We start from the raw sequence: 25,277 nt of genomic DNA, 5'->3' as shown, positions 1-25,277 counted from the left end.
CCGTTAATGTTTTTTAGATTTTATCACAATATTTTGATAAAATAAGAGTTAAAATTTTTTCAAAAGGACATAGATGGAGCTACAAGCTACAAAAGTTGACAATGCTAATGCGAAAGTAGAAGCAAAAATCGCAAAAGAAGAGATAGAGAAAAAATCAAATAAAATTGCGAATCAACTAGCAAAAACGATGGATATCCCAGGATTTAGAAAAGGAAAGGTTCCAGTTGCTATCGTAAAGAAGAGATATGGTGAGAAGATTGAGCAAGATGCTGAAGCTGAACTAGTTCGAGAAGCTCTTGATAAAGCTTTAGAAGATCTCGAAATTGCAAAAGAGAGTATGTTAGGTGAGCCTCGATTTACGAAGTTTGAGAAGAAAGATGAATTTATCGAAATGGAGCTAGAGATCGGTTTTAGGCCTGAAATTGCGCTTGAAAACTATGAAGAGCTTGTTCCAGAGTTTGAAGAGCCCCAAGTAACTGATGAAGAGGTTGAGACAAGACTCAAAGAGCTTGCAGAAGCAATGGCACAGTTTGTAGAAAACCCAAAAAGAAAAGTGGCCAAAGAGGGCGATATGGTTGTTATCGATTTCAAAGGTACTTTGGAAGATGGAACAGAAATTGAGGGAGGCAGTGCCCAAAACTTTGAGCTACGCCTTGGCAGTGGACAATTTATTCCTGGATTTGAAGAGCAAGTTATTGGAATGAAAAAGGGAGAGACAAAAACAATTGAAGTTACATTCCCAGAGGATTATCCCAACAAAGAGCTTGCTGGGAAAAAAGCGAAATTTGAAGTAACTCTCCATACTATTAAAGAGAAAGAGCCAGTAGAAATTAATGATGAGCTTGCTAAAAAGATGCTCCCACAAAATCCTGATGCCACAGTAGAGGTACTCAAAGAGGAGATTAAAAAGCAGATAAAAAGTGAAAAACTCTCAAAACTCTATAATGAAGAGCTCAAACCAAAGCTTATGGAAGCATTGGTAGAGAAATATGCATTTGATTTGCCTCGCAACATTGTTGACCAAGAAATTGATGTACAGCTCAATAATAAGGCTGCTTCTATGAATGAAGAGGAGATTAAAGAGCTGCGTGAAAACAAAGAAAAAGTTGAAGCACTCCGTGAAGAGTTGCGCCCTGAGGCTGAAAAGAGTGTAAAAGCTACTTTTATAGTGGATGCTTTGGCGAAAAAAGAGGGTGTAAGCGTGGATGATCAAGAGGTAGTGCAGACAATTTACTATGAAGCGCTGCAGATGGGACGCGATCCAAAAGAGATACTTGAAGCATATCAAAAGCAAGGACTTTTGCCAGCAATTAAGATGGCGATGATTGAAGATAGACTATTGACACATCTTCTTAATAAAAAGATGAAAAAAGAGGAAGCTGCATGAGTTACTACATTCCCTACGTCATAGAACGTACAGGGCGCGGTGAGAGAAGCTACGATATCTATTCACGGCTTCTCAAAGACCGCATTATAATGCTCAGCGGAGAGATTAATGATGCTGTAGCTTCATCTATTGTTGCGCAGCTGCTCTTTTTGGAAGCAGAAGATCCAGACAAAGATATTTACCTCTATATCAACTCTCCTGGTGGTGTAATTACAAGTGGGATGAGTATTTATGATACTATGAACTATATCAAACCAGATGTAGCAACTATCTGTATTGGACAAGCTGCAAGCATGGGAGCCTTTTTGCTCAGTTCTGGTGCAAAAGGTAAACGCTATGCCCTGCCGCATGCAAGAATCATGATTCATCAGCCTCTTGGAGGTGCCCAAGGACAGGCTACTGATATTGAGATCCAAGCAAAAGAGATTTTACGCCTTAAAAAGATTCTCAATGAAATCTTAGCGCAAAATACTGGGCAAAGTGTGAAAAAGATTGCTAAAGATACAGAGCGAGACTTTTTCATGAGTTCCGAAGAAGCAAAAGAGTATGGACTAATAGATCAAGTTTTGGAAAAAAGTGCACGATGATAAGAGAGATTATCACATATCCCGATAGACGTCTTTTCATGCGTTCAAATGAGGTGGAGAGCTTTGATAGTGAGCTCCATAAACTTCTTGATGATATGTATGAGACGATGATAGCCAAAAACGGCATAGGGCTTGCTGCTATACAGGTAGCGGTACCTTTGCGTGCTCTCATAATTAATTTGCCTGATGAAGAGGGAAAGCAACACAAAGAAGATCTGCTTGAGCTCATCAATCCTGTGATAATAGAGAGTAAGGGAACGCAAATCTATACTGAAGGGTGCTTGAGCGTTCCAGAGTATTATGAAGATGTAGAAAGAGCTGAGTGGGTGAGGGTAGAGTATCAAGATAGATTTGGAAACAAAAAGAGCCTTGAAACTGATGGGCTCCTTGCAGTTGCAGTGCAGCATGAGATGGATCATCTTGATGGACACCTGTTTATTGAAAAACTCCCTTATCTAAAAAGAAAGAAGTTTGAAAAGGAGTGGAAGAAGAAGAGAACTGCTAAAAAAAGTGGTGTGAAGGTATAGATTTGAAAAGGATTCTTTGCGCCACACTTGATGGTGTGGAGGCAAGAAGAGTAGAAGTAGAGAGTAGTTTCACACGTGCACTTCCATCATTTAGCATAGTAGGGCTTGCGAGTAACTCTATACAAGAAGCAAAAGAGAGAGTCAAAGCTGCACTCCTCGCTAATGATTTTACATTTCCTCCCCTCAAAATTACTATCAATCTCTCCCCTAGCGATCTTAAAAAGAGCGGTAGCCATTTTGATCTTGCTATAGCTTTAAGTGTTGCATTGCAAAAAGAAAAAATTGCACTTGATGAAATGTATGTTTTTGGAGAGTTGGGACTTGATGGAAGGCTCAAAGATACTCTCCAACTCTTTCCTCTTCTGCTCTCTTTATCAAAAAAACCTTGCAAAGCTATTGTGCCACAAGAGAGTGTAAGTAAACTCATAAATATTCCAAATCTTACCCTCTATCCAGTTGCTTCACTTCAAGAGGCAATTACAATGCTTCGCAGTGGAGAGTTGCAGCCAGCAAAGAGTGAAAAGTATAACTATCCTTATATACAATATAAACAAGAAAAATTCTACTATATAGATGCATATCCATATGACTTTGCCGAAGTTCGAGGACAAGAGATTGCTAAAAGAGCAGCTCTTATAGCAGCAGTTGGTATGCATAATATATTGCTAGAAGGGAGTCCTGGCTGCGGTAAGAGTATGATTGCAAAGAGACTGCGCTACATCTTGCCACCAATGCATATGAGTGAGATTTTAGATGTTGCAAAAAGTGAGGCTTTAGAAGGAAAAGAGCCAGATTTTAAGCCTGTGCGCCCCATGCGCTCTCCCCATCACAGCAGTACAAAGGCTAGTATATTTGGTGGGGGAAGTAGCGGTGCCAAGCCCGGAGAGGTCGCATTAGCCAACAAGGGCGTTCTCTTTTTTGATGAATTTCCCCACTTTGCAAAATCTGTGCTTGAAGCGTTGCGTGAGCCTTTGCAAGATGGAAAACTCCTCATTTCGCGCGTTAATATGAAAGTTGAATACCCTACTGAGTTTATGTTTATAGCTGCACAAAATCCTTGCCCTTGTGGGAATCTGTTTAGCAAGCACCATTCGTGTAGGTGCAGTGATGTAGAGTTGCAGCGATATAGAAACAGACTCTCTGCACCACTTCTTGATCGCATCGAGATCTATGTACAGATGCAAGAGGTAGATCCCAAAGATACCTCCTCCATGACATCGAAGCAGATGCATGAAATTGTTAAAAAAGCTTTTATATTTCAAAAGAATAGAGGGCAAGAGAAGTTTAATGCAAAATTGGATGAAGGTGATTTGGAACGTTATTGCCTCCTTGAAGAGGATGCAGAAATTCTCTTACAAAAAGCTGCTCAAAATTTTTCTCTCTCTTTTCGTGCAATCAATAATATCAAGAAAGTGGCAAGGTCTATAGCAGATATTGAAGAGCGACCATTTATTGGCAAAAAAGATATCCTTGAAGCTCTTAGTTTTAGAAAACGAACATGAAAAATAGATATATAATTACAATTACTACCGTTAATGGTACCAAGCACTATAATGTACGACATATAATCAAATATATTCTTGCAGCACTACTCTTTTTAATTGTAACTATCATTACTGCTGGATATTTTTATATTGATTTTCTTAAAAGCAAAATTGTAAAAATTGAAAATGAAAAAGTAACTCTTATAAAAGATAAAAAGAGATTGCAAAAGGATATTGTCAAACTCAATAGTAATATTGCACAGCTTAATCTCGAATTAGTAGATAAAAAACATAATCTAGAAGAGCTAGGCTCGAAGATTAACGATCTTGAAGAGCAGTTGGGACTTGTTAATGAGGAGTTTTTTGGAAAAGTGGATTTGAAAGCCCTGAGTATGAGAGATAAAACAAAGATTTTACAGCTCATTCCTTCAGGCAGACCGGTAAAAGATTTTAGAATTACCGCAGGTTTTGGTTGGCGTAGGCATCCAATTCTTAAAAAAAGAGAGTTTCATCCAGGAATCGATCTTGCTGCAAAAGGGAAAGTGCCAATTTATGCTACTGCAGATGGAGTTGTCACAGATGCAGCCTATAATAGATATGGCTATGGAAATATTATTAAAATAGCGCATATTGATGGATTTTCTACTATTTATGCCCATCTGAAAAAACGGCTTGTTAAAAAGGGAGATTTTGTCCATAAAGGCGATATTATTGGATATATGGGAAGTACAGGGCTCTCCACGGGGCAGCATCTTCATTATGAAGTGCGATTTAACAAAAAGCCGTTAAATCCGCTACAATTTATACGTTGGAATGTAGAAAAGTTTGATACTATATTTGAAAAAGAGAGGCGAGTACCATGGGAATCTTTGGCAAAAGCGGTAAAAGTGATGCTCTCTCAAAAGAGACAACACTCATCTCCAAAAGTACAAAAATAGTTGGAGAAATTATTCTCGAATCTAATCTCCATATAGATGGTGATGTGGAAGGAACCATCTCTTCTAGTGCTGTAGTCTCTATAGGAAAAACTGGGAAATTTAAAGGTGATATTAAAGCTGTAGATGTTGTTGTCAATGGGGTTGCTAATGGAAAAATTGAAGCAGCCTCTTTAGAGATTTTGAGTGGTGGAAGAGTTATTGGCGAAGTGTTCGTAGAAAATATCACTATTCAGAATATGGGAATTTTTAATGGCATCTGCCATCAAAAAGAGGAAAAGCTGCAAGAACCGCAAAAAATCGAGCTCAAAAAGTAGCCAAGAGGTACCTTCTTAGGCACCAAAGATAGCTACTACGCCTTTTGTTATAAAATAACCACCAACCATAAGCCATACAGCCATGAGAAGTGCTAAGAGCACAGGTTTTGCACCGGCTTGTTTAAATTTTTCTACACTTGTTTCCATTCCAAGAGCTGTCATTGCCATAGTAAGCAAAAATGTATCAAACTGATTAATACTAGCAATAATAGGTTTAAGGCTCTCAATATTAACGAGAAAAGAGTTTATTCCAGCCATCACAATAAACCAAACAGCAAACCAAGGAATGGTGATATTGAATTTTTTCCCCCCTCCTGTAGCAGTCTGTGCTCTTCTTGAGATAAGAATGCCAAGGATAATGAGGAGTGGAGCAATCATCATAACACGAGTCATTTTAACAATGACAGCATCATTCATCGCTATTTCATTTACTGCTCCTCCTGCTGCAACTACTTGTGCAACCTCATGAACAGTACCGCCCACATAAATACCGTATGTGGCCGGATCCATATTGAAGAACCCTGCTTTATAGAGGGCTGGATAGGTAAACATTGCTATTGTCCCAAAAAGCACAACTGTTCCAACAGCTACCGCACTTTTATAGGGTTCAGCATTGAGTACTGGCTCAGTTGCAAGTACGGCGGCTGCTCCACATACACTTGAGCCAGATGCAGTGAGAACTGCAGTATCACGATCGAGTTTGAAGATTTTTACTCCTGCCCACCAACCAAGAATAAATGTAGTTGTAAGCATAATTGTAGAGACTGTGAGACCTGCAAGTCCCACTTCAGCAATTTGCTGGAAAGTGATGCGAAAGCCATACAAAATAATAGCAAAGCGTAGAAGTTGCTTAGAGCTAAAAACAATACCAGGAACCCACTCTTTTGGAATATGCGTGCGCAAGGTATTTGCGTAGAACATTCCTATGACAATACCGATAATCAGTGGACTAATAGCAAGAGCTTTGATGAAACTCACTTGTGAAATCTGTATAGCTGCTATGGTAAAAAGTGCTACAAAGAGGATACCGTTGAGCGTATATTTGATATTTTCTTTACTAAATGCCATCTCGCTCCTTTATAGAATTTGATGTTTATATTATAAACCCTTTAATTTAATAAGTAAAATAAATAAAATAATATATAATAATAAAAAATATTGAAAAGGCATCCTATGCGTTTTACATTGCGACAGATGGAACTCTTTTTAGAAGTTGCAAAAATTGGGCATCTTACGCAAGTAGCAAAAAAATTTGGCCTGAGCCAGTCAGCTGTTTCAATGTCTCTCAAAGAGCTCGAATCGATACTTGGCTGTAAGCTTTTTGAAAGAGTGCAAAAAAAACTTGTACTCAATGAGAAAGGGCGAATGTTTTATGAGGAGATAGAGCCCCTCATATATAGACTGCGCGATATTGAGTCGGAATTCATGTCTATGGAAAATAAAGGAAAGCTCATTATTGGGTGTAGTACTACAATTGCCGATTATATTATGCCCCATATTGTATGTGAATATATGCAAGAGTATCCAGAAGTCAAGATCTCTATGAAAATAGCTAATACTTCTGAAATTGCGAAAATGGTAGAAGATGGCTTGATAGATATTGGATATATTGAAGGTGAAATCATTTGTAGCCATTGTGTCTTTACCCCTATGGGCAAAGATGAACTGGTTGTTATTACTGGTGATAAATCTTTTATGAGAAAAAAGGAGTATTTTATAGATAATCTCCTCAATAAAAAGTGGATTTTACGTGAAGAGGGGAGTGGAACGAGAAGTGAATTTATGAAGCAGTTAGGAAAATTTGCAAATGAGCTCAATATATATCTTGAACTGCGTCATACAGAGGCTATTATTAATGTCCTCAAAGAGGTTGATGAGAGTTTAAGCTGTGTGAGTAAGATAGCAGTGAAAAAGTATCTTGAAAATGGTGAGTTGTATGAGCTTAAAATTAAAGGTTTTGAATTTGGTAGAGACTTTTATCAAGTCTACCACAAAAGCAAATATCAAAGCGAACTCTTCAAAAAATTTAGCCTCTATGCAAGAAGTAGATTTGCCCGAATATTAGGAGATAAATATGCGCAATCTATATGAGAGTGTAACAAAACTCGATCATCGCTGCTATGATATCTATCAGTTACCAGAAGATATCTTGATGGAGCATGCAGCGTATGCAATTACTGATCAGATTAAGGAACGCTTTGAGCCAGGAGCAAAAGTGCTTATCGTGGCAGGCCCTGGAAATAATGGTGGAGATGGTGTAGCGTGTGCTAGACAGCTACTTGGTGAATATGATGTGCATCTATTTATGCCTTATGGTGCGAAGAGTAGCATGTGTAAGCTACAGCTTGAGCGATTTTATGCGTGCGGAGGGGAACTCAGTGAGAATTTAACTGATGCAGATATAGTTGTGGATGCTCTCTTTGGAAGCGGTCTTTCAGAACCTCTTAATGAAGAGAGCCAGCACATTATAACAAGGCTTAATGAGCTACAAAGCTTTAAAATTGCATGTGATATTCCGAGTGGAATAGATAGTAAGGGTAATCCTCTTCCGGTTGCTTTTGTGGCTGATCTTACTATCACGATGGGTGCTATGAAACTATCACTCTTTATGGATTTGGCAAAAGATTATGTGGGTAAAGTAATCGTTGCAGATCTGGGAATAAGCAGCAAGCTTTATGAGAGTGAGAGTGACTACAAGCTCTTAGAAGAGAGCGATCTTAAGCCTCCCTATCGTACACGATTCAACTCCAATAAAGGCACTTATGGTCACTTGGCACTTATTGCAGGAGAAAAAGAGGGTGCAGCAATCATGGCAGCACTTGCAGCATTGCGCTATGGAGTAGGGCTTGTAACGTTAGTCACTTGTGAAAAGATTCAAGTACCTTATGAGCTCATGCACTCATCACATCTACCGCCAAAGACTACAGCTCTTGCAGCTGGTATGGGACTTGGGATGGAGTATAGTGATGAGGATCTTGAAGAGTTTTTGCATAAAGATCTTCCTATGGTAATAGACGCAGATCTCTTTTATAGCTCCAAAATCCAAGAGATAGTCAAGCGAGAAAAGGTAGTGCTTACTCCTCATCCAAAAGAGTTTGGTGCTCTTCTTAGAAATTTAAATCTAGCAGATCTGAGTGTGGAAGAGATTCAACGTGATCGTATAGGCGCAGCAAAGATTTTTACCAAGGCCTATCCAGAAGTGGTTCTCTTATTAAAAGGAGCTAATCCAATCATTGCACAAGGCGAACAGTTTTTTATCAATCCGCTTGGTACAAACGCTTTGGCAAAAGGGGGAAGTGGGGATATACTGACTGGTCTTATTGGAGCACTTTTAGCACAAGGGTACGATCCACTAGAGGCTGCAATTCAAGGAAGCCTTGCCCATGCCATTGCAAGTAGAAAAGTAGATAAAGCAAACTATGCTCTTGCTCCATCAGATCTCATAGAAGTGATTGGAAAATTATGAAGAAAATAGTAATACTCTTTAGTGGCAATGGCACTAATCTCGAGAACATTGCCAAGAAACTGCATGACAAAGTGGAGATTGTGGCTGCAATTACCAATAACCCCCAAGCTTATGGCATTCAAAGAGCAAAAAAACTGGGAATTCCTGTAGTCATTATTGATCATAAAAAATATGAGAGCCGTGAAACTTTTGATGAAGTATTAGTAAAAGAGATTAAAAAATATAAGCCAGATTTGGTAGTAATGGCAGGATTTATGCGCATCTTAAGCCCAGTTTTTACACAAAATATCAAAAATGTTATCAATATACATCCGTCTCTCTTACCACTTTTCAAAGGTGCAAAAGCAATAGAGAGAAGCTATGCTTCAGATATGAAAGTAGCTGGAGTGACGGTACACTGGGTAAGTGAAGAGCTTGATGGCGGCAAGATTATCGATCAAGCATGCTTTCACAGAGACAATGAGAGTTTGGAGGAGTTTGAAGCAAAGATTCATGAGCTAGAATATGAACTCTACCCTAAAGTAATAGCAGATCTGCTAGATATATTCCTCCAAAAAGAGTCACTGTCACAAGGAGTGTGAATTTTGTCACACTCCAGCCAAGCTCTTTGCCTCCAAGCCAATAGGCAAAAGCCAGTTTGACAAGTGTATTGGTGTAGCTAGCAAGAACTATTCCAGTAAGTGAAGCTTCAAGACTCAAGCGCTGCTCTTTTGCCATTTCACTCAAAGACAGTGTGATTGCATCTACATCAGTAATTCCTGAGATTATAGAGACTACATAAACACCGATATCTCCATATTTTGTCTCAACGAATGCTATAGCTCCATAGATGATACCAAACAAAATACCAAATTTGATAGCTTCAGAGAGTTGTAATGGGTTTTTTTCTAAAGATGGGTTGTGGAACTCTATATTTGTTACAGGAGCTTTACGATAGAGTCTGTAAACATACAAAGCTCCTGCCAATGCAGTTATAAGGTATGGAATTGCTACAACAATTGCTAGTTTTGGATGAATAATGAGTGTTTCAATGAAGACACGGATAAACATAAATGTCCACGAAATACCAATACCAGCAGTATAGATGCCAAGAAGGAGACTATTTTTTGGATAGATATCACTAAGAGTAATTGTTACAGCAGTAGAGGAGATAAGACCTCCTGCAGCTCCTGTAATGAGTACACCATGTCTGTGTCCCAATGTTTTAATAGCTACATATCCTACAAAACTAAGTCCAGCGATGATAATAGCCATAAGCCACGTTTTATAAGGATTAAAAAGGTGATAAGGGCCTATCATCTTATTTGGCAGTAGGGGGAGAATGACAAAGGTCATCACAAGTAGCAGTACGACTGCATTGATATCGGTTGCTGAAATATTCCTTTCGATTTGTTGCAGTTTTGGTTTGATTTCAAGCAGTACTACTATGATGACAGTTAAAAAAAGAGCATAATTTTCCAGTCTATACCAGACCATAAGTCCTAAGATAAAAGTAATGAGAGCTGCAATTTGTGTTGTAATGCCTATTTTTTTGAGAGTGCGGACTTTAAAAATATAAGTAAGTGAAATGAAAAGAGTTATAGCTATGAAAGTAGCGAAAATAAATCCTGATACCTTCGTCTCCAGCCATCCACTTAAAAAGCCAGCTAATGAGATGAGGGCAAAGGTACGTGTACCCATGAACACTTGTTCATCTTTAAGAATATAGGTAAGTGAGCGTTGCAATCCTATCATGATACCTATTGCAAGTGCATAGAAGAGGAGTTTTAGCAGTTGATAATCCATTTAACTCCTTTTTTTAAGTACCCACCATTCAAACCATTTATACAATTCTACAATAATAAAAATTGGGACAGCAACTTCAAAGATAAGCAACCAATCTTTGAGTTGTAGTGGCACTGTATGAAGTGCGTTTTGCAAAAATGGTACATAGACTGCAGCTACTTGTGCTCCAACTGTAAGAGTCCATGCAAGGAGTAACCAAGGATTGGAAAAAAAGCCAATAACTGGCATAGGCGCATGGAGACTTCGGTAGTTGAAGACATTCATCTTTTCTAAAATGATAATACCTGTAAAGGCGACAGTTTGCGCTAGAGGTATAGCTTGGCTTTGTGGCAGGCCTAAAGAGAGATAGTGGTGGAAGAGCCAAAGCGTACCAAAACCGATATAGGAACCTAGCAAAATAATCATAATAATACCACGCAGCTGCAAAAATGGAGCATTCACAGCCTGTGGCGGTCTTTTCATGATGCCGGCTTCTGCAGGCTCTACACCCAAAGCCACTGCAGTCATTCCGTCAGTCACAAGATTCATCCAAAGTATCTGTACAGGAAGCAAGATGAGTGGGCCTCCCAGTAAAATATTGACAAAGATGGCAATCACTTCACCGGTATTGGAAGAGAGCAGATATGTGACAAATTTTTTGATATTGTCATATTGGCGCCTTCCCTCTTTGACAGCTTTGATGATGGATGCAAAATTGTCATCGAGCAAGATAATATCTGCCGCTCCTTTTGCCACATCGGTTCCTCGAAGCCCCATGGCAATGCCTACATCTGCTTTTTTGAGTGCTGGAGCGTCATTGACTCCATCTCCTGTCATTGCGACAATGAGTCCCTCTTTTTGCAAGATATCGACGATGCGAAGTTTGTCTTGTGGTGCTACGCGAGCAAAAATCACATCCTCTTTGATGGCTTTATGTAAAGCCTCGTCATCCATACTAGCTAATTCATTACCAGTGATAGCACGAGAGGCTTTGAGTCCTATCTCTTTTGCAATAGCTAGAGCTGTTAAAGGGGCATCTCCTGTAATCATAATCACTTTGATGCCTGCTTCTTGGGCCGTTTTGATAGCTTCTGGAACTTCAGGACGAGGAGGATCGATGATGCCTACAATACCAAGAAGTACGATATCTTTTTCCACATCATCTGGATCAAGTTTTATAGAATCTGAAACAATTCTATATCCAAGTGCAAGAGTGCGAAGCCCACTTTTTGCATATTCTATGTAAGCTTGCTCAAATTTTTTCTTCATTTTTGCATCAAGCGGCTTGATGCCAGAGCCATCATCATAATATGCAGCTCTTTGCAAGAGTACTTCTGGAGCTCCTTTGATATAGGCAACTCTCTTGCCATTCTCCTCGACAATTACCGTCATTCGTTTTCGCTCGCTATTAAATGAAAACTCACTAATGATTTTTTCATCTTTTGGTGCAAGCCATGCTTTATACGCTGCAACGATTAATGAAACCTCTGTAGGATCTCCTATAGCATGCCATCCGTTTTGATCTTTTTTAAGTGAGGCGTGATTACAAACAAGTCCAGTATGAAGCAGTTTCAAAAGAGCTTTATCATGTTTATAGTCTACTTTTTTGCCATTTTTCTCAAAATGTCCAGCTGGATCGTAGCCACTGCCAGTAGCTTCGAGCTCTTCGCTAAAAAGCCATATTTTTTTGACTGTCATCTGATTTTTGGTGAGAGTACCGGTTTTATCGGTACAGATGACATTTGCGCTTCCAAGATTTTCTGCTGCTTGGAGTCTTCTTAGCAGTGCATTGCGTTTGACCATTGCTTTGACTCCAAGAGCCAGTGTAATGGTGACAACAGCAGGCAAGCCCTCGGGCACTACGGCTACAGCCAAAGAGATGCCTGTCATGAACATCTCAAAAAGATCTTTTCCAAAAAGATATCCAATTATGGCGACAAGAACGGAAATTGCAATGGAGATGATGCCAAGTTTTTTGCCTAGAACTGCTAGTTTTCGTTGTAGTGGTGTAGGAGCTTGCTCCACTTCACTTGTGAGTTTGGCAATTTTGCCAAATTCTGTAGCCATACCCGTTGCTACAACGACTCCTTTACCATATCCATTGGTAACATTCGTTCCCATATAGGCCATATCTTTTCGCTCTGCTAAAGGGGCTTGTTGAGGAACGGGATCTATCCATTTGTTGACCGGTACCGATTCACCTGTGAGTGCAGATTCGTCTATTTTAAGATTGACAGATTCAATAAGACGAAGATCTGCCGGGACTTTGTCGCCTATTTGAAGTATGACAATATCACCAGGCACAAGGTATTTGGTCTCTATCTCTTTTTGCATACCGTCACGGATAACTTTGCAGTGGGGTGAGAGCATTTTTTGTAGTGCTTCGATAGCTTTTTCAGCTTTGAACTCTTGAATAAAACCCAAGATGCCGTTGAGGATAACAATAGCCATAATAGTCCAGCCATCACCCACTTCACCTATGGCGAAACTAATTCCAGCAGCTACAAGAAGGATAAGGATAAGCACATCAGTAAACTGCCGAAACAAAATAACATACCAAGGGATTTTTTTAGTTGAAACTATCTTATTGAGACCGTAGATTTGTAATCGTTTTTGAACCTCTTCATTATTAAGCCCCTTTTTAGGATCGGTGCGTAGAAGCTGTATGATTTCTTCAATCTTTTTTGCATGCCAAGGGATTGGAGCTTCTTTGATGGCTGCATGCTCTTTTGGTGTAATAGCAGGTGCAGATACAAACTCATCTTTCCATCTGGAAGCAAGCAAAGAGAATGTAAGGGGTACGATAATTGTAGAGACACTTGAAGCGGCTACTAAAGCTGTGAAAAGCTCGGTATCGATGATTTTTGCATCCAAAAGCAGTTTGGCGACAATAATTTCAGTAGTAAGTCTTGCATTGAGTCCTATGCCTATCGTAATAGCCTCTTTGAGTGTAAGCTTTTTCATAGGTACCATGAGGAGGATACCAATAAGTTTGCCTACAAATGCAGCCAAAAAGAGCAAAATAGCAAGTTCTGGGGCTTTAATGAGACCCTCTAAGTCAACGCTCATCCCTATCCATAAGAAAAAGATGATTCCAAAAAAGCCGTAGCTTACGGCTTTGACCGCTTTTGTTGCATTTTCGCCAATTTCACCTGCTTTATTAAAAACAGGACGGATGATAATACCAGCTACGATTGCACCTACTACAAGACCAAGATCACTATATTCAGCAAATCCCCCAAAGATAAAAAGAGTGAGAATCATTAATACTATGAGATTAACGACAGAGGTTTTTGTCCATTTAGATAGAGGTACTAAAATAAATTTTCTAGCAATAAAGGCTGCTGCGATGAAGATGGTTGCATTTATTAAAATATCAGTAATCTCTTGCGACTCACTCTGAACTACTCCACTCTTCATTCCTATCCAGACAGAGACAAATGCTACGAGAAATACCTCTATGACATCATCAAGAACCCCAGCACCGACAATATAGTTACCTACTTTTGTACGAATAATATTAAATTCATCTAAAATTGGTACGATGACAGCTTCGGCTGTTGGCATACGAGTAAGGCCTATGACAAAAGCGATGAGCCAACCATAGTCAAGATAGAGCATGACAGCTACGCCCATCAAGAATGGAAAGAGAGTATTGAGCACTGTAGCCAGGATAATGTCACTACTTTGACTCTTCATCTCCTTCATATCGATCTGTAGGCCTATGAAAAAGAGCAAAAAGAGCACACCAAGATCAGCAAGTACAGTAAAGATGTTACCATTGAGTCCAGATTGCAGTATGGAACCAATAGGTGTATAGTGGATCCCCATACCTACAAAAAGGGCAGCCAAAATTCCAGGGATTTTGAGTTTTTCAAAAAATCCTGCCAAAAAGTAGGTCAGGCCAAAAAGAAGTGCTAAAAGAAGAAGAAATTCACCTAAAAGTTGCTCGTTCATATAGCTATTATAGCACTTATAACATCAATTAATTCTTTAGTATTGTAAAAAATTAAGAGTTATTTGTAAGAGAATTTTATGTGGTAATATTTTAGAAAAATTTCAATGCAAAGGTTTTTATGGTTGATTGTGTAGAAAAAAAGAGTGTAGCATCTCCATTCGTAAAGTGGGTTGGAGGAAAAAGAGGTTTATTAACGCAACTTCTACCACTTATTCCAAGGAAATTTAATAACTACTTTGAGCCCTTTGTAGGTGGCGGAGCGCTCTTTTTTGAGCTATTTAATTTAGGAATGTTACAAAACAAAAAAGTTTATCTTTTTGATAGGAATGAAGAGCTTATAAATACATATAAGATTGTGCAAAATAAGCCCGATGAGCTTTTAGAGAAGTTAAAAGAGTTTCAAGAAAACCACTCAAAAGAGTTTTATTATAAGATAAGGGAATTAGATAGGAAAGAGGATTTTAAAGAACTTGATCCAATTACACGAGCTGCAAGATTTATTTATCTTAATAAAACCTGCTTCAATGGGCTCTATAGAGTAAATAAGAAGGGGCATTTTAACGTTCCTATAGGCAGATACAAAAATCCAAAAATATATGATAGTGATCTCATAGTAAACGCCTCCAAAGCTTTGCAAGGAGCAGTTATTGAAGCTGCAGATTTTAGTGAGGTTTTGCAATATGTTCAAAAAGAGGATTTTATCTATTTCGATCCTCCCTACTATCCACTCAGTGAGACTTCCAAGTTTACCTCATATACTGATTTAGCGTTTTTGGAAGATGAGCAAAGAAGACTTTTTAATGTGTACGAAGAGTTAGATAAAAGAGGCTGTTTTGTAATGGAGAGTAACTCTGATACAAAATTTATTAAAGATTTATATAAAGAATATAGAATTGATATAGTGTATATGCATAGATTTATCAATAGCAAAAAAGAGGGAAGAGGGAAGATAAGTGAGGTAGTGATAAGGAATTATGAAATAGGAGGAAAAAATGGAAAAAATAATTGATTGTCTTAATTACTTTTCCAATATAGGCACTAGAAATGAGGTGAGGGCAAGGGTAATTAAGAAATTTATGGAAGAAGAGCCCGGAACGGGGAGTGGGAAAAAAGCAAGTAGGTATAAATATAGAGTTGCCAAACTACAAAATGGAAATGAAGTAATATTGCGTAGACCAGCTAATTTAAAAAATGGTTTTGATTTTTTAATAACAGTAACAAATACTAATTTTAATCCTTCAGGACAATATAGGGATTATCCAAAGCATGATGATGTCATTGAGGATTTACAAAGAAAAAAAGAAAGTAATCCAGAACTTTATAATTTATTTAAAGAACAGATTGTCAAAATATTTGAATGTAAAATAGAAGTTGAAAATATAGATTTTGGAAAATTTGATTTTCGAGTGGGATATGATGTGGATTTAATTCTTCATTGTCTTAAATGGTTTTTTATTGAGCAAGATATAAGATATTGGAATTATTCTGGAAGAGATATGTTAATGGGTGGTATTCCTTAAATAATATAATTTACTTATAAATACCAGAGTTAGTATTAAGATTTGGAAGTAAAAATGTATGCAAAAAATAAAAGCTTTTCAACCAACAAATTTTGAACTTGAATGCACAACTGTTTGGTCTTTTCCAAAAAGGGGTAGTTGGGCAACACATAATGCAAAATATAGAGGGAACTGGGCACCAGAAGTAGCAAGAAATCTCATTTTAAGATATTCAAAAGAGGGAGATTTACTTTTAGATCCGATGATTGGCGGAGGGACAACCGCAATAGAGTGTAAATTATTAAATAGAAATTTAATTGGATGTGATATAAATGAAAATGCAATTGAGTTAACGAAAGGAGCATTAAATTTTGAATCTGCATATAATCCCAAAATTGAAATTTTTAAAAATGATGCTCGCAATTTATCTTTCATAAATGGTGAAAGTATAGATTTTATTCTTACGCATCCTCCATATGCAAATATTATTAAATACTCTGATAATATTAGTGGTGATTTGTCTCATATAAAAGATTTAGATAAATTTTGTGATGAGATAGAAATTATTGCAAAAGAGTTTTATAGAGTATTAAAAAAAGATAAATATTGTGCTATTTTAATAGGAGATACAAGAAGAAACAAAATATATCAACCTTTAGCTTATAAAGTTATGGAGAGATTTTTAAAAGTAGGGTTTTTGTTAAAAGAAGATATTATTAAACATCAACATAACTGTAAAGCTACTGGATTTTGGAAAAAAAGAAGTCAAGAATATAATTTTTTACTTATTATGCATGAGCATATTTTTGTTTTTTACAAATATTAGTTTTGACACAGAAGCGGTTTTCGTATAAAATAAGACAAAATTTATCCTAATAGGAGTAGCGATGGCTGATATCTTAAAAATTGGAAAGTATGAATTTACAAGCAGGCTCATAGTTGGAAGTGGAAAATATCCAGATTTCAAAACTACATACGATGCTACAATTGCTAGTGGTGCACAGATGATTACTGTGGCAGTGCGACGGGTCAATATTACCGATCCAAATAAAGAAAACCTCATGGACTATTTCAAAGATAGCGATGTGCAGCTTTTGCCAAACAGTGCTGGTTGTACGACTGCTGAAGAGGCAATTACTCTCTTTAGGATGGTAAGAGAAGCAACAGGTATCGATATCATTAAGCTTGAAATTATAGGAGATACTGAAAAAACGCTCTATCCAGATGTGATTGAGACGATTAAAGCGTGTGAAGTATTGGCAAAAGATGGTTTTACTGTTATGGCATATACCAATGACGATCCAATTACAGCAAAAAAACTTGAAAATGCTGGAGCTGCAGCTGTAATGCCACTTGCTGCACCGATTGGAAGTGGTCTTGGTATCCAAAACAGATACAATGTAGTTTTTGTCAAAGAAGCTGTGAATGTTCCAGTTATCGTTGATGCAGGGGTTGGATGTGCAAGTGATGCGGCAATTGCTATGGAGCTAGGAGCTGATGGAGTACTAACAAATACAGCCATTGCACAAGCGAAAAATCCGATCCTCATGGCTGAAGCTATGAAGCATGCAGTACAAGCAGGACGTATGAGCTATTTGGCTGGCCGAATTCCTAAAAAACCTTACGCAACGGCATCGAGCCCAAGTGAAGGGATGATACAGTTTTGATATGCGTCTTTAAAAAGAGCCTAAAGGCGGCTCTTTTTATTGATCATGTGGTGCAAATAGATTTACATCTATGATATTTGTTCCCATTCTTCCATCAGGAATATAAAATATATTGCCATTTCTTACAGCCTTTCTTCCTCCTTTAAAATCTGTTGTTCCAAAAGTATTGAAGCAGCCTTTATACTTTGTCCTATCAAAAACATCTAAACCATATCCTTTTGTTATGCCATATATCCGATAGCCATAATCATTGCCAGCAATATGCAAGACTACTGTAGGATATGCAGAAGAGGATTCAATTAATCTTGGAGCATTGAGATTTGTAATATCATAATATTTCATCCATGTGGAGAAGGTTAAAAGATGGGAAGCATCATGGAATTGGATGGCCCCATACACATATTCATTTTGATTGTAAGTAATGGTACCGATGAATGAAGGACTTAAGGTGTTATTGGATGTGATATCGTAAATGTTCGTTTTATACACTGGAGGACTTTGATATGTCGCAAAAGTTTGATATGTGACAAAAAGTTTTGTTCCATCCTCTGAAATTGCAATATAGTTAATGGTACCTGGCACATTTAGAAGATGCTCTTCAAGATAGGCAGGTGTTGACCATAATCTAAGAATGTGGACTTTGCTAAAATCTGCTAAAAAGGCTTTTGAACTATCGCTATTGAGAATGAGTTGCGTTGCATCAGTATATGTGCTTTGGACTGGATAAATTCCTACCGATTGAGGTTGCACAGGATTTGTAATATCAACTTCTATAAGCCCTTTTTTATTGCTACTGATATAGAGATGGTTAAGATGATTGGAAAGAGCAATATCTGTCCAATCAGCTGGAGATTGATTAATGATAAATTCTGTGAGTTTATTCAAGAAAACCTTATTTGGAGCGATAGAGTAGATAAATAGTTTGCCTTCACTAAGAGCATAAAGGATACTTCCTCTTTTGGCGATAGATTTAATGGTTGATCCCTTTTCTGTTATGCGTGATACCACACCAGAGAGCGTAATGTCCCTGTAGTAAGGATTCGACACATCAATAATATTGATACCTCTTTGTGTACCTTCATCTCTATAAACAAAGGCCAATTTTTTGCCATTTTTAAAAAGTTTGGTAACTTTACAGGCATTATAGAGAATATCAATGTATCCACTCATGGCAGGATGAGTAGGAGTGGAGAGATCAAACATTATTAATCCACTTGCATAATCCGCAACATAAGCGTAACTTCCATCTATTGTTATATCGCAAGTATAATCAAAAGTGTTTGCATGTCCTACAATAGATCTCGATTGAAAATCTATAACGACGATTCCATTTTGTCCATCTGCGACATAGATGTTGTTACCTTTGACATCTACAGCATTTGCATGACCTGGGGTGTCAATATCGAAAATAAATTTTTGTTGATGCGTTGGAGTGATGCGAGGATAGAGATTAATGATTTTGACACCTTCGGTTCCATTTGCAATGATTGCGAACGTGACACCATTTTTGTCTACTATTTTTATATCGTTTGCAAAATCCAAAGGAATCGTACTTTGTAAAATTTTATTTTGAGAAGCATCATATTTGTAAAATTTTGTTCTATCTATCAACCAGATGTTATTGCGACTATCTTTTGCCAAATCTATGAAATTTGTGTATATTGGAGCTACTCTTCCGTAAGAGAGGTTTGAAGTATTGACAAAATACAATCCATGAGATGTTGCTACTGCCAATTTTTGTGAACTGTATACAATAATGGCATTTATATTATGTGATGATGGCAATATTCTCTCACGCACTTTTGTAATGTGAGTAGGATCAGAAATATCCAACTCTATAAGTTTATTGTTGTTACCTATATATGCTCTGTTTCCATGAACACAAACGGCATTGCCATACAGTGGTATATTGACATATTCAGTATCAAAAGTGGAGTTAAGTATCATAGAAGGATATTTACCATCCCTCATTCCAACATAAAGATGTGTCAAATCATGTGCTATAGTTGGAGTTACCGCTCCTTTGTTTTGAAGATCTTGGTAAAACGCTATATCTTTCTCATCAATATTACTATCGCCTGTGATATCATGAGTAAAAAGACTCTTTGCTACAGTACGAAGTTGTTCTTGAAAACCAAGAGGATGGAAGCGATATTTAATATAACTGGCAAGATTTTCATAAGCAATTTCACTGATTAATGAGACCACTGGTCTATGAGAAATTTCATCTCCTTTGACAATGAGTCGCAAAACCCCTTTATTTTTATTGCCGAACTGTTCGAGTTGTCCATTACCATTAGGATCGAAATCACATCCTTTATTGACCTCTACGAGATAGTAGCTATTGTTATGATACATACTGCATTCAGCTCCGTCACAAAAGTCAAAAATAAATCCGGATATTCCAACATGATGATAGGTATGAGTAGTTTTGCGTAAATTTAAAGAACCTGTGGAAGAGATTTCGTAGATTTTCACTTGTGCGTTATACCATTGAAATGGTGTATCGAGTCTTCCAATTTTACGAGATGCTGGTACAGAGCTGGCTGCTCCACTGGAATGGGAACCAATCGCACAATCGAGGTTGCAAGAATCGCTTGCACAAGAACTTGAACTTGAAGTAGGAATTGAGGTCGAAGAGGAAGATGGAGCTGACGAACTACTGCTTGAGTAGGGACAGATTGTTCCAGGAACTATTGAGCAATGGAATGTAGCAGTATTGTCATCGTTGATAGTAAACCAGATATAGGGTAATCTATCTGGAGAGCCATCGTTGTCGATATCTAGATATTGAAAATAGTGGGTATTGGGATCTGCCCCCATGAGTTTATATACAGACTGTGAGTTTTGTGAAAGATAGACCCATGAAAATCTTGTTTCACTATCGCCATCATATTGGATGAATATGAAGTATCCTGCAATTTCTGGAAGTTGGGAAGGAGCTTTATTTAATCTCTTCCAACCAAAAGGATTGTCATCAGTAGGAGTGATGCCTAAAAGCCTAAATGCACTTCCTTGATCGGATATATAGAGCCAATCATTGTAATCTGAGCCATTTTGTTCAAAATCGTACTGATAAAAAGTTCCATAGATCTTCCATTTCTCTTTTGAAAGCAGATAAGTGCCCAATCCTTCTACATAAGGAGGAAGAGAAGATGCCAATATATAACCAAAACCAAGGAGGAAAAGAAAGACGAAACGGATCATGGCCAATCCTTTATATGAATTTAACTCTATTAATCATTCTATATTGTAATAGTTTAAATTAGAATTAAATTATTTTGGCTATTGTAATTGGAAAGTTATGATAATAATTTAATTTTACTATTCCCATCAGAATAAGCATTATGGTAAGTGATATAGTGTGTGGGAAAGAGACATATTTTATATATTGACTATCTTTTTGATTCAATTTAATATGCAACGCAGATTTGATGCGCTTTTTTGTAATAGATATTCCAAAGAGATTACAATAGCAAATCCTTGCATGTGAGGTGCTTGCAAAGATGGTTTAATAGTCATGGCATATATTAATGATAATCCAATTACGGCTAAAAAATTAGTAAATGCTGGAATAGCAACTGTTATGTAATTTGTAGTTTCTATTGAAAGTAGGCTTGTCCCACTTGTTAATACAATTTTCAACAAAATCTTGTCATAATACTTCTTTATATCCTCAATAAAGGCATATTATGGCATTAGAAACACTAACAGCACAAAACTTCAATGACAAAGTTGCTTCACACGATATTGTGATTCTTGATTTTTGGGCTCCTTGGTGTGGACCTTGCAAAGAATTTGGTCCAATTTTTGAAAAAGTTTCCCAAAAGTACCCTGAAATTCTTTTTGGAAAAATCAACACAGAAGAAGAGCGTGAGCTTGCAGCACATTTTAATATCTCTTCTATTCCTACTATTGCTATTATTCGAGAAGGAATAGTACTTTTTATGCAGCCAGGACTTTTACCTGAAGAGGCTTTAGAAGATCTCATTCGCCAGGTCAAAGAACTTGATATGGATAAGGTCCGCGAAGAAATTGCTAAACAGCAGCAAAATCCTCAGTAAAGGGGGCTTTTGCCAACTGTTTTACCAGGAAGCAGCTCTTTTACTACCTTATCAAACTCAAACCTTTTCATGTTAGTCATTTCTTTCACTTTTTTTATCTTGATTGACATGTAATTTCTAATGCTTTTATGTAGCTTCAAAAAGCTGCTTGATATTCAATGAAATTAACTTTCTGAGAAGGAAATTGCGAACATTTTTTTGACATCATCCGATTTTTTACATAAGTTTTATTTTAGAAATGGTACTCTTTTATAAGATGACTTATAAAGGTATGCCATGCGTTTTGGTATAAATTTTTTATATTCTGATGAAGTTTTTATTCCTGCACAATATAGAAAATTTTTTCTTGCTTTTATAAAAGAGGCTTTAAAGCATACCGAAGAGGGAAAGAGACTTTACGATTATTATTTTAATGAAAGAAAAAATCTCTCAAAACCATTTACATTTTCTATACATATCAATTCTAAACAAAAAATAACAAATAGATTCCTTACGAATAATATTAAATTTTATTTCTCTACAAATAATCTCATTTTAACTACACTTATTTATAATGGAATAAAGAAATTAGAAAAATATGATCCTCTGCATACAAATATCAAATTTATAACCGATATTTTTCCTATCTATCAAAAGAAAATAAAATTGAATAAAGTGATGTTTAAATCACTTTCTCCAATTTTAGTTAGAGACATAAAAAATAAAAAAGGAAAAGGCTATCTAACTTTTGATCATGAAGATTTCATTCAAAATCTAAAATACAATCTAAATAATTTGTCTAAAAACTTTTTAGATAAAGAAATTATGATAAAAGATATGGATATACAGATTTTTGAAGCAAAACGTGTAATAGTTCCAACGTATGGAGGAGAAATAGGAAATAATCTCATTTTTCAACTCAAAGCACCTAACAAATTATTAGAACTTGTTTATGATATAGGTATTGGAGCAAAAAGAAGCCAAGGATATGGTATGGTTGAGGTATTGCGATGATGCTAAAAGTCTATTTAGGTGACTGGCTTTACAATGCAAGTATACTAGGATTTTTAAATATAAATTCTTATTTATGGGAATTAAAAACCATTGGAGATAAAAAAGAACTTATTTCACAAGACGAAAATTTACTTAAGTTTGGAGATAACTATATAGAATTTGATAGAAAAATTTTTGAAGGGTTTTCTGAAAGATTTTTTGATTATGCTTTTAATCAGTATGGAAGATACGAAAATTTAATAAAGCTTTTTGAAGAGTATAGAGAAGATTTATACTCCCTAAAAAGCAGTGGAAATTTAGATTACTTAAATAAAAAATATTTCCATGGTAAAGAACAAAACGATAAAATTCCACAGAAACTCCCAATTGAAATCTTTGACAGATTTAAAAAAATACTTCAAGGATTTAAGCTATTAAAAGACAAACTGGGCAAAATTCCTTCTAAAAACGAAATCAAAAAAGATGTAAATCTTTTAATAAATCTTCTCCAAAATGCTATAGAAATTATGAAAAAAGATAAAGAAGAGTTTTGGGAAAGTGATGTTCAAATTTATCTAAGAAATATTTATGGTCAAAAAAGTTTTTTAAATCTTAGTGTAAATAAAAATAGATTTGAAAAATTTTATAAAGATTTTGAAGAACCTTTAAAAGAAGATAAAGTTAAAAAGGATAAAAAGTTATTGTGTATTTCTTGCATGGAAAAAAAAGCGAAGAAAAATACGATATTTGATACAGGAATTTCTAAATTTTATGGTCTTAATAAAGATTCTATAAATTTTGTATGGAATTTTAATCCAAAACTACCTTTATGCGAAATTTGTGAAATTATTTATTTTTCCTATTTCGCAGGTTTAATCCCTCTTCAAAAAGATGGCAAAAAAGTTTTTTATTTTGTTAATTCTGATAGCTCTATCGTTGATTTAGTAAGTAAAAATAATTTATTAAAAAGTGTATTGAATCCTGATTTGACCCAAAACATTCTTTTAGATTTCTTTACTCAGCTTATTTTAGAAACATCTTATGAAAAAGCATTTTTTACTCTTCAAAATATAGCTGTCTTAGAACTAGATCTAAATAATGAAACAATGCCAAAGGTTTATTCTTTTAATCTATCAAGAGAAAAAGCAAAATTTTTAAAAGAATCGCAAACTAAAGAAAATTTAAAAGAGTTTTCCAAAAATTATTACAAAATAAAAGATACAAAAATTTCAATACTTCCGGAAATCATTTCTTTAATCTTAGAAAATAAACTTTATTTTAATTACTTAAACAAACTTCTAAAAATGTATATAGCTTATCAAAATGGCTCAAAAAATTATGAAACTAATATAAACCCATATAAAGTTCAAACTTTAAATCTACTTGTTTCAAAATTTATTAAAGATGTAGGAGGCAAAACAATGAATATGTCAGAAAATGAAATGTGGAGGGTTTATTACGAAGGTAAAGAACTTGCAAATATTTTAAGAGATAAGAAAGTGGAAAATAAAATACAGTCAATTTCTTATAAACTTTTAAATTCACTTAGAATAGGAAACAGTTCACAATTTATGGATATTTTACTTCGAACTTATATGGCTTATAGGGAAGAAATCCCTTCTTCTTTTATAAAGGTTTTGCAAAATAAGGAAGATTTTTATTCTATTGGGTATAGCTTTTTAAATGGATTTCTTGGAAACGAAAAAGAGGAGGTAAAAAAATAATGGCTAATTTACAACCAAAAGGATTAACAGTTTCAGTAATTTTTGATGCAATGAGTTTGAACTATGGAGAAGGAGTTGGGAATATTTCAGAACTTAAGAAAATTTCGCGTTCTGGTGAACTTTTGTCGTATGAATCAAGACAGGCTATTAGATATGATATCTATAGAATGTTAAAGGAATTATTTTTTATAGATAATAAAAAAGAAGAACCTTTAACAGCAGATCAAGATGTTGTCCAGTTTAAACCTGAAGCTACTATAAAAGATTATATAGAGGCTGATTTATTTGGATATATGAAAACAGAGCAAGGAAAAGGCTCATTAACAAGATCTGCAGTTGTAAGAATAACTCCTGCTATATCTCTTGAGCCTATGTTTTTAGATGTAGAATTTGGAACCAATCTAAACTTTGCCCAAAGAGCAGGAACAGATCCAAATCCATTCCAATTTGAACATCATTTATCTTTATACTCTTATACAATTACAATCGAATTAGACAGAGTCGGAGAAGATTTAAATGATAGTATTTCTCTTGAACCTTCTGAAAAAGCGAGAAGAGTCAATATGGTTCTAGATGTATTAAAAGTATTAAATAGAAACATTAAAGGTAGGATGGAAAATTTGAATCCTTTTTTTTCTATTGGCGGAGTTTATAATGTTAAAAATCCATTTTTCTTAGGAAGATTGAAAATAAAATACAATCGTGAAACAAGAAAATATCTCTTAGATACTCCAATTATTTCATCTGTTTTGGAAATGAGCTTTAACGGAAAAAAGGTTAAAGATAATTCTTATATAGGAATTGTAGGCGGATACTGGGAAAATGAGAAGGAAATCAAAAATCTTTTACCTGAAGAGAAAATTTATAATGTAAATGATTTCTTTGAAGCTTTAAAAGAACAAGTAAATGAGTATTATGGGGTTTAA

The 25,277-nt window shown here is 35.9% G+C and carries 22 protein-coding genes; 18 read left to right on the top strand and 4 right to left on the bottom strand.

What is annotated here, in order from left to right; all coding sequences use genetic code 11:
• The first annotated feature begins 73 nt into the window (after nt 1-73).
• From tig to NITER_RS07660, 6 genes are read left to right on the top strand one after another with little or no spacing between them, the layout of a single operon-like run.
• Complete coding sequence (gene tig / locus NITER_RS07685) at nt 74-1,387, top strand: trigger factor (RefSeq protein ID WP_084275110.1); 1,314 nt, start codon at nt 74-76, stop codon at nt 1,385-1,387.
• Nucleotides 1,384-1,974, top strand: a complete 591-nt coding sequence (gene clpP / locus NITER_RS07680) for an ATP-dependent Clp endopeptidase proteolytic subunit ClpP (protein ID WP_084275111.1) — start codon at nt 1,384-1,386, stop codon at nt 1,972-1,974. The genes tig and clpP overlap by 4 nt, the downstream gene beginning before the upstream one ends.
• Nucleotides 1,971-2,501: a peptide deformylase gene (def, locus tag NITER_RS07675; RefSeq protein WP_084275112.1), complete on the top strand. Its 531-nt coding sequence runs from the start codon at nt 1,971-1,973 to the stop codon at nt 2,499-2,501. The genes clpP and def overlap by 4 nt, the downstream gene beginning before the upstream one ends.
• The gene (locus NITER_RS07670; RefSeq protein ID WP_197685351.1) at nt 2,498-4,003 is read left to right on the top strand and encodes a YifB family Mg chelatase-like AAA ATPase; all 1,506 of its coding nucleotides are present in this window, start codon (nt 2,498-2,500) and stop codon (nt 4,001-4,003) included. The genes def and NITER_RS07670 overlap by 4 nt, the downstream gene beginning before the upstream one ends.
• Nucleotides 4,000-4,923 (top strand): peptidoglycan DD-metalloendopeptidase family protein, encoded by a 924-nt coding sequence (locus NITER_RS07665; protein ID WP_084275114.1) that lies wholly within the window; start codon nt 4,000-4,002, stop codon nt 4,921-4,923. Before NITER_RS07670 ends, NITER_RS07665 begins: the two co-directional genes overlap by 4 nt.
• On the top strand, nt 4,845-5,237 hold the full coding sequence (locus NITER_RS07660) for a bactofilin family protein (RefSeq protein WP_084275115.1): 393 nt from the start codon (nt 4,845-4,847) through the stop codon (nt 5,235-5,237). Before NITER_RS07665 ends, NITER_RS07660 begins: the two co-directional genes overlap by 79 nt.
• A gap of 15 nt (nt 5,238-5,252) precedes the next feature.
• Here NITER_RS07660 and NITER_RS07655 read toward each other — a convergent pair whose 3' ends face one another.
• Nucleotides 5,253-6,305: a YeiH family protein gene (locus tag NITER_RS07655; protein WP_084275116.1), complete on the bottom strand. Its 1,053-nt coding sequence runs from the start codon at nt 6,303-6,305 to the stop codon at nt 5,253-5,255.
• Nucleotides 6,306-6,410: 105 nt separating this feature from the next.
• Here NITER_RS07655 and NITER_RS07650 point away from each other — a divergent pair, with 105 nt between their 5' ends.
• Genes NITER_RS07650 through purN form a run of 3 tightly spaced genes read left to right on the top strand, consistent with a single transcriptional unit; the run spans nt 6,411 to nt 9,284 of the window.
• Entirely contained in the window at nt 6,411-7,328 is a 918-nt protein-coding gene (locus NITER_RS07650; protein ID WP_084275117.1) for a LysR substrate-binding domain-containing protein, read from the top strand.
• The gene (locus tag NITER_RS07645; RefSeq protein ID WP_084275118.1) at nt 7,312-8,703 is read left to right on the top strand and encodes an NAD(P)H-hydrate dehydratase; all 1,392 of its coding nucleotides are present in this window, start codon (nt 7,312-7,314) and stop codon (nt 8,701-8,703) included. The genes NITER_RS07650 and NITER_RS07645 overlap by 17 nt, the downstream gene beginning before the upstream one ends.
• Nucleotides 8,697-9,284, top strand: coding sequence for a phosphoribosylglycinamide formyltransferase (gene purN / locus NITER_RS07640; protein WP_084275119.1), 588 nt, complete (start codon nt 8,697-8,699; stop codon nt 9,282-9,284). Before NITER_RS07645 ends, purN begins: the two co-directional genes overlap by 7 nt.
• Here the strand turns inward: purN and NITER_RS07635 are convergent.
• Nucleotides 9,220-10,488, bottom strand: coding sequence for an MgtC/SapB family protein (locus tag NITER_RS07635; RefSeq protein WP_084275120.1), 1,269 nt, complete (start codon nt 10,486-10,488; stop codon nt 9,220-9,222). The genes purN and NITER_RS07635 overlap by 65 nt on opposite strands.
• Nucleotides 10,489-14,424, bottom strand: coding sequence for a calcium-translocating P-type ATPase, PMCA-type (locus tag NITER_RS07630; protein WP_084275121.1), 3,936 nt, complete (start codon nt 14,422-14,424; stop codon nt 10,489-10,491).
• A 119-nt stretch (nt 14,425-14,543) separates the two neighbouring features.
• On the opposite strand from NITER_RS07630, the gene NITER_RS07625 reads away from it, so the two are divergent.
• The 4 genes from NITER_RS07625 (at nt 14,544) to NITER_RS07610 (ending at nt 17,591) form a co-directional block, all read left to right on the top strand.
• Entirely contained in the window at nt 14,544-15,434 is an 891-nt protein-coding gene (locus NITER_RS07625; protein WP_084275122.1) for a DNA adenine methylase, read from the top strand.
• Complete coding sequence (locus NITER_RS07620) at nt 15,418-15,945, top strand: hypothetical protein (protein WP_084275123.1); 528 nt, start codon at nt 15,418-15,420, stop codon at nt 15,943-15,945. The genes NITER_RS07625 and NITER_RS07620 overlap by 17 nt, the downstream gene beginning before the upstream one ends.
• Nucleotides 15,946-16,003: 58 nt before the next feature.
• Nucleotides 16,004-16,750: a TRM11 family SAM-dependent methyltransferase gene (locus NITER_RS07615; RefSeq protein ID WP_084275124.1), complete on the top strand. Its 747-nt coding sequence runs from the start codon at nt 16,004-16,006 to the stop codon at nt 16,748-16,750.
• Between the two features lie 61 nt (nt 16,751-16,811).
• Nucleotides 16,812-17,591, top strand: a complete 780-nt coding sequence (locus NITER_RS07610) for a thiazole synthase (protein WP_084275125.1) — start codon at nt 16,812-16,814, stop codon at nt 17,589-17,591.
• Between the two features lie 36 nt (nt 17,592-17,627).
• Here the strand turns inward: NITER_RS07610 and NITER_RS07605 are convergent, their stop codons facing one another.
• A complete protein-coding gene (locus NITER_RS07605) occupies nt 17,628-20,798 on the bottom strand; it encodes an LVIVD repeat-containing protein (protein WP_084275126.1) in 3,171 nt (1,056 codons plus the stop codon).
• A gap of 313 nt (nt 20,799-21,111) precedes the next feature.
• Between NITER_RS07605 and NITER_RS07600 the strand changes: the two genes are divergently transcribed.
• The 5 genes from NITER_RS07600 (at nt 21,112) to cas7i (ending at nt 25,277) form a co-directional block, all read left to right on the top strand.
• Complete coding sequence (locus tag NITER_RS07600) at nt 21,112-21,183, top strand: hypothetical protein (RefSeq protein WP_197685353.1); 72 nt, start codon at nt 21,112-21,114, stop codon at nt 21,181-21,183.
• Between the two features lie 100 nt (nt 21,184-21,283).
• A complete protein-coding gene (gene trxA / locus NITER_RS07595) occupies nt 21,284-21,655 on the top strand; it encodes a thioredoxin (RefSeq protein ID WP_084275127.1) in 372 nt (123 codons plus the stop codon).
• Nucleotides 21,656-21,931: 276 nt separating this feature from the next.
• Nucleotides 21,932-22,648 (top strand): CRISPR-associated endoribonuclease Cas6, encoded by a 717-nt coding sequence (gene cas6 / locus NITER_RS07590; protein WP_084275128.1) that lies wholly within the window; start codon nt 21,932-21,934, stop codon nt 22,646-22,648.
• Nucleotides 22,645-24,351 carry a type I-B CRISPR-associated protein Cas8b1/Cst1 gene (gene cas8a1 / locus NITER_RS07585; protein ID WP_197685280.1) on the top strand — a complete coding sequence of 569 codons (1,707 nt, stop codon included), beginning with the start codon at nt 22,645-22,647 and terminating at the stop codon, nt 24,349-24,351. Before cas6 ends, cas8a1 begins: the two co-directional genes overlap by 4 nt.
• Nucleotides 24,351-25,277 carry a type I-B CRISPR-associated protein Cas7/Cst2/DevR gene (cas7i, locus tag NITER_RS07580; protein ID WP_084275129.1) on the top strand — a complete coding sequence of 309 codons (927 nt, stop codon included), beginning with the start codon at nt 24,351-24,353 and terminating at the stop codon, nt 25,275-25,277. The genes cas8a1 and cas7i overlap by 1 nt, the downstream gene beginning before the upstream one ends.

This window comes from Nitratiruptor tergarcus DSM 16512, from assembly GCF_027946175.1.
Lineage (GTDB): Bacteria > Campylobacterota > Campylobacteria > Campylobacterales > Nitratiruptoraceae > Nitratiruptor > Nitratiruptor tergarcus.
This window is presented reverse-complemented; position numbering and strand designations above follow the sequence as displayed.

Excerpts from the sequence above, each read along its gene's own strand:
- tig (WP_084275110.1), top strand. The coding sequence starts at position 74 with ATGGAGCTACAAGCTACAAAAGTTGACAATGCTAATGCGAAAGTAGAA.
- clpP (WP_084275111.1), top strand. The coding sequence starts at position 1,384 with ATGAGTTACTACATTCCCTACGTCATAGAACGTACAGGGCGCGGTGAG.
- def (WP_084275112.1), top strand. The coding sequence starts at position 1,971 with ATGATAAGAGAGATTATCACATATCCCGATAGACGTCTTTTCATGCGT.
- NITER_RS07665 (WP_084275114.1), top strand. The coding sequence starts at position 4,000 with ATGAAAAATAGATATATAATTACAATTACTACCGTTAATGGTACCAAG.
- NITER_RS07660 (WP_084275115.1), top strand. The coding sequence starts at position 4,845 with ATGGGAATCTTTGGCAAAAGCGGTAAAAGTGATGCTCTCTCAAAAGAG.
- NITER_RS07655 (WP_084275116.1), bottom strand. The coding sequence starts at position 6,305 with ATGGCATTTAGTAAAGAAAATATCAAATATACGCTCAACGGTATCCTC.
- NITER_RS07650 (WP_084275117.1), top strand. The coding sequence starts at position 6,411 with ATGCGTTTTACATTGCGACAGATGGAACTCTTTTTAGAAGTTGCAAAA.
- NITER_RS07645 (WP_084275118.1), top strand. The coding sequence starts at position 7,312 with ATGCGCAATCTATATGAGAGTGTAACAAAACTCGATCATCGCTGCTAT.
- NITER_RS07635 (WP_084275120.1), bottom strand. The coding sequence starts at position 10,488 with ATGGATTATCAACTGCTAAAACTCCTCTTCTATGCACTTGCAATAGGT.
- NITER_RS07630 (WP_084275121.1), bottom strand. The coding sequence starts at position 14,424 with ATGAACGAGCAACTTTTAGGTGAATTTCTTCTTCTTTTAGCACTTCTT.
- NITER_RS07625 (WP_084275122.1), top strand. The coding sequence starts at position 14,544 with ATGGTTGATTGTGTAGAAAAAAAGAGTGTAGCATCTCCATTCGTAAAG.
- NITER_RS07620 (WP_084275123.1), top strand. The coding sequence starts at position 15,418 with ATGGAAAAAATAATTGATTGTCTTAATTACTTTTCCAATATAGGCACT.
- NITER_RS07615 (WP_084275124.1), top strand. The coding sequence starts at position 16,004 with ATGCAAAAAATAAAAGCTTTTCAACCAACAAATTTTGAACTTGAATGC.
- NITER_RS07610 (WP_084275125.1), top strand. The coding sequence starts at position 16,812 with ATGGCTGATATCTTAAAAATTGGAAAGTATGAATTTACAAGCAGGCTC.
- NITER_RS07605 (WP_084275126.1), bottom strand. The coding sequence starts at position 20,798 with ATGATCCGTTTCGTCTTTCTTTTCCTCCTTGGTTTTGGTTATATATTG.
- trxA (WP_084275127.1), top strand. The coding sequence starts at position 21,284 with ATGGCATTAGAAACACTAACAGCACAAAACTTCAATGACAAAGTTGCT.
- cas6 (WP_084275128.1), top strand. The coding sequence starts at position 21,932 with ATGCGTTTTGGTATAAATTTTTTATATTCTGATGAAGTTTTTATTCCT.
- cas8a1 (WP_197685280.1), top strand. The coding sequence starts at position 22,645 with ATGATGCTAAAAGTCTATTTAGGTGACTGGCTTTACAATGCAAGTATA.
- cas7i (WP_084275129.1), top strand. The coding sequence starts at position 24,351 with ATGGCTAATTTACAACCAAAAGGATTAACAGTTTCAGTAATTTTTGAT.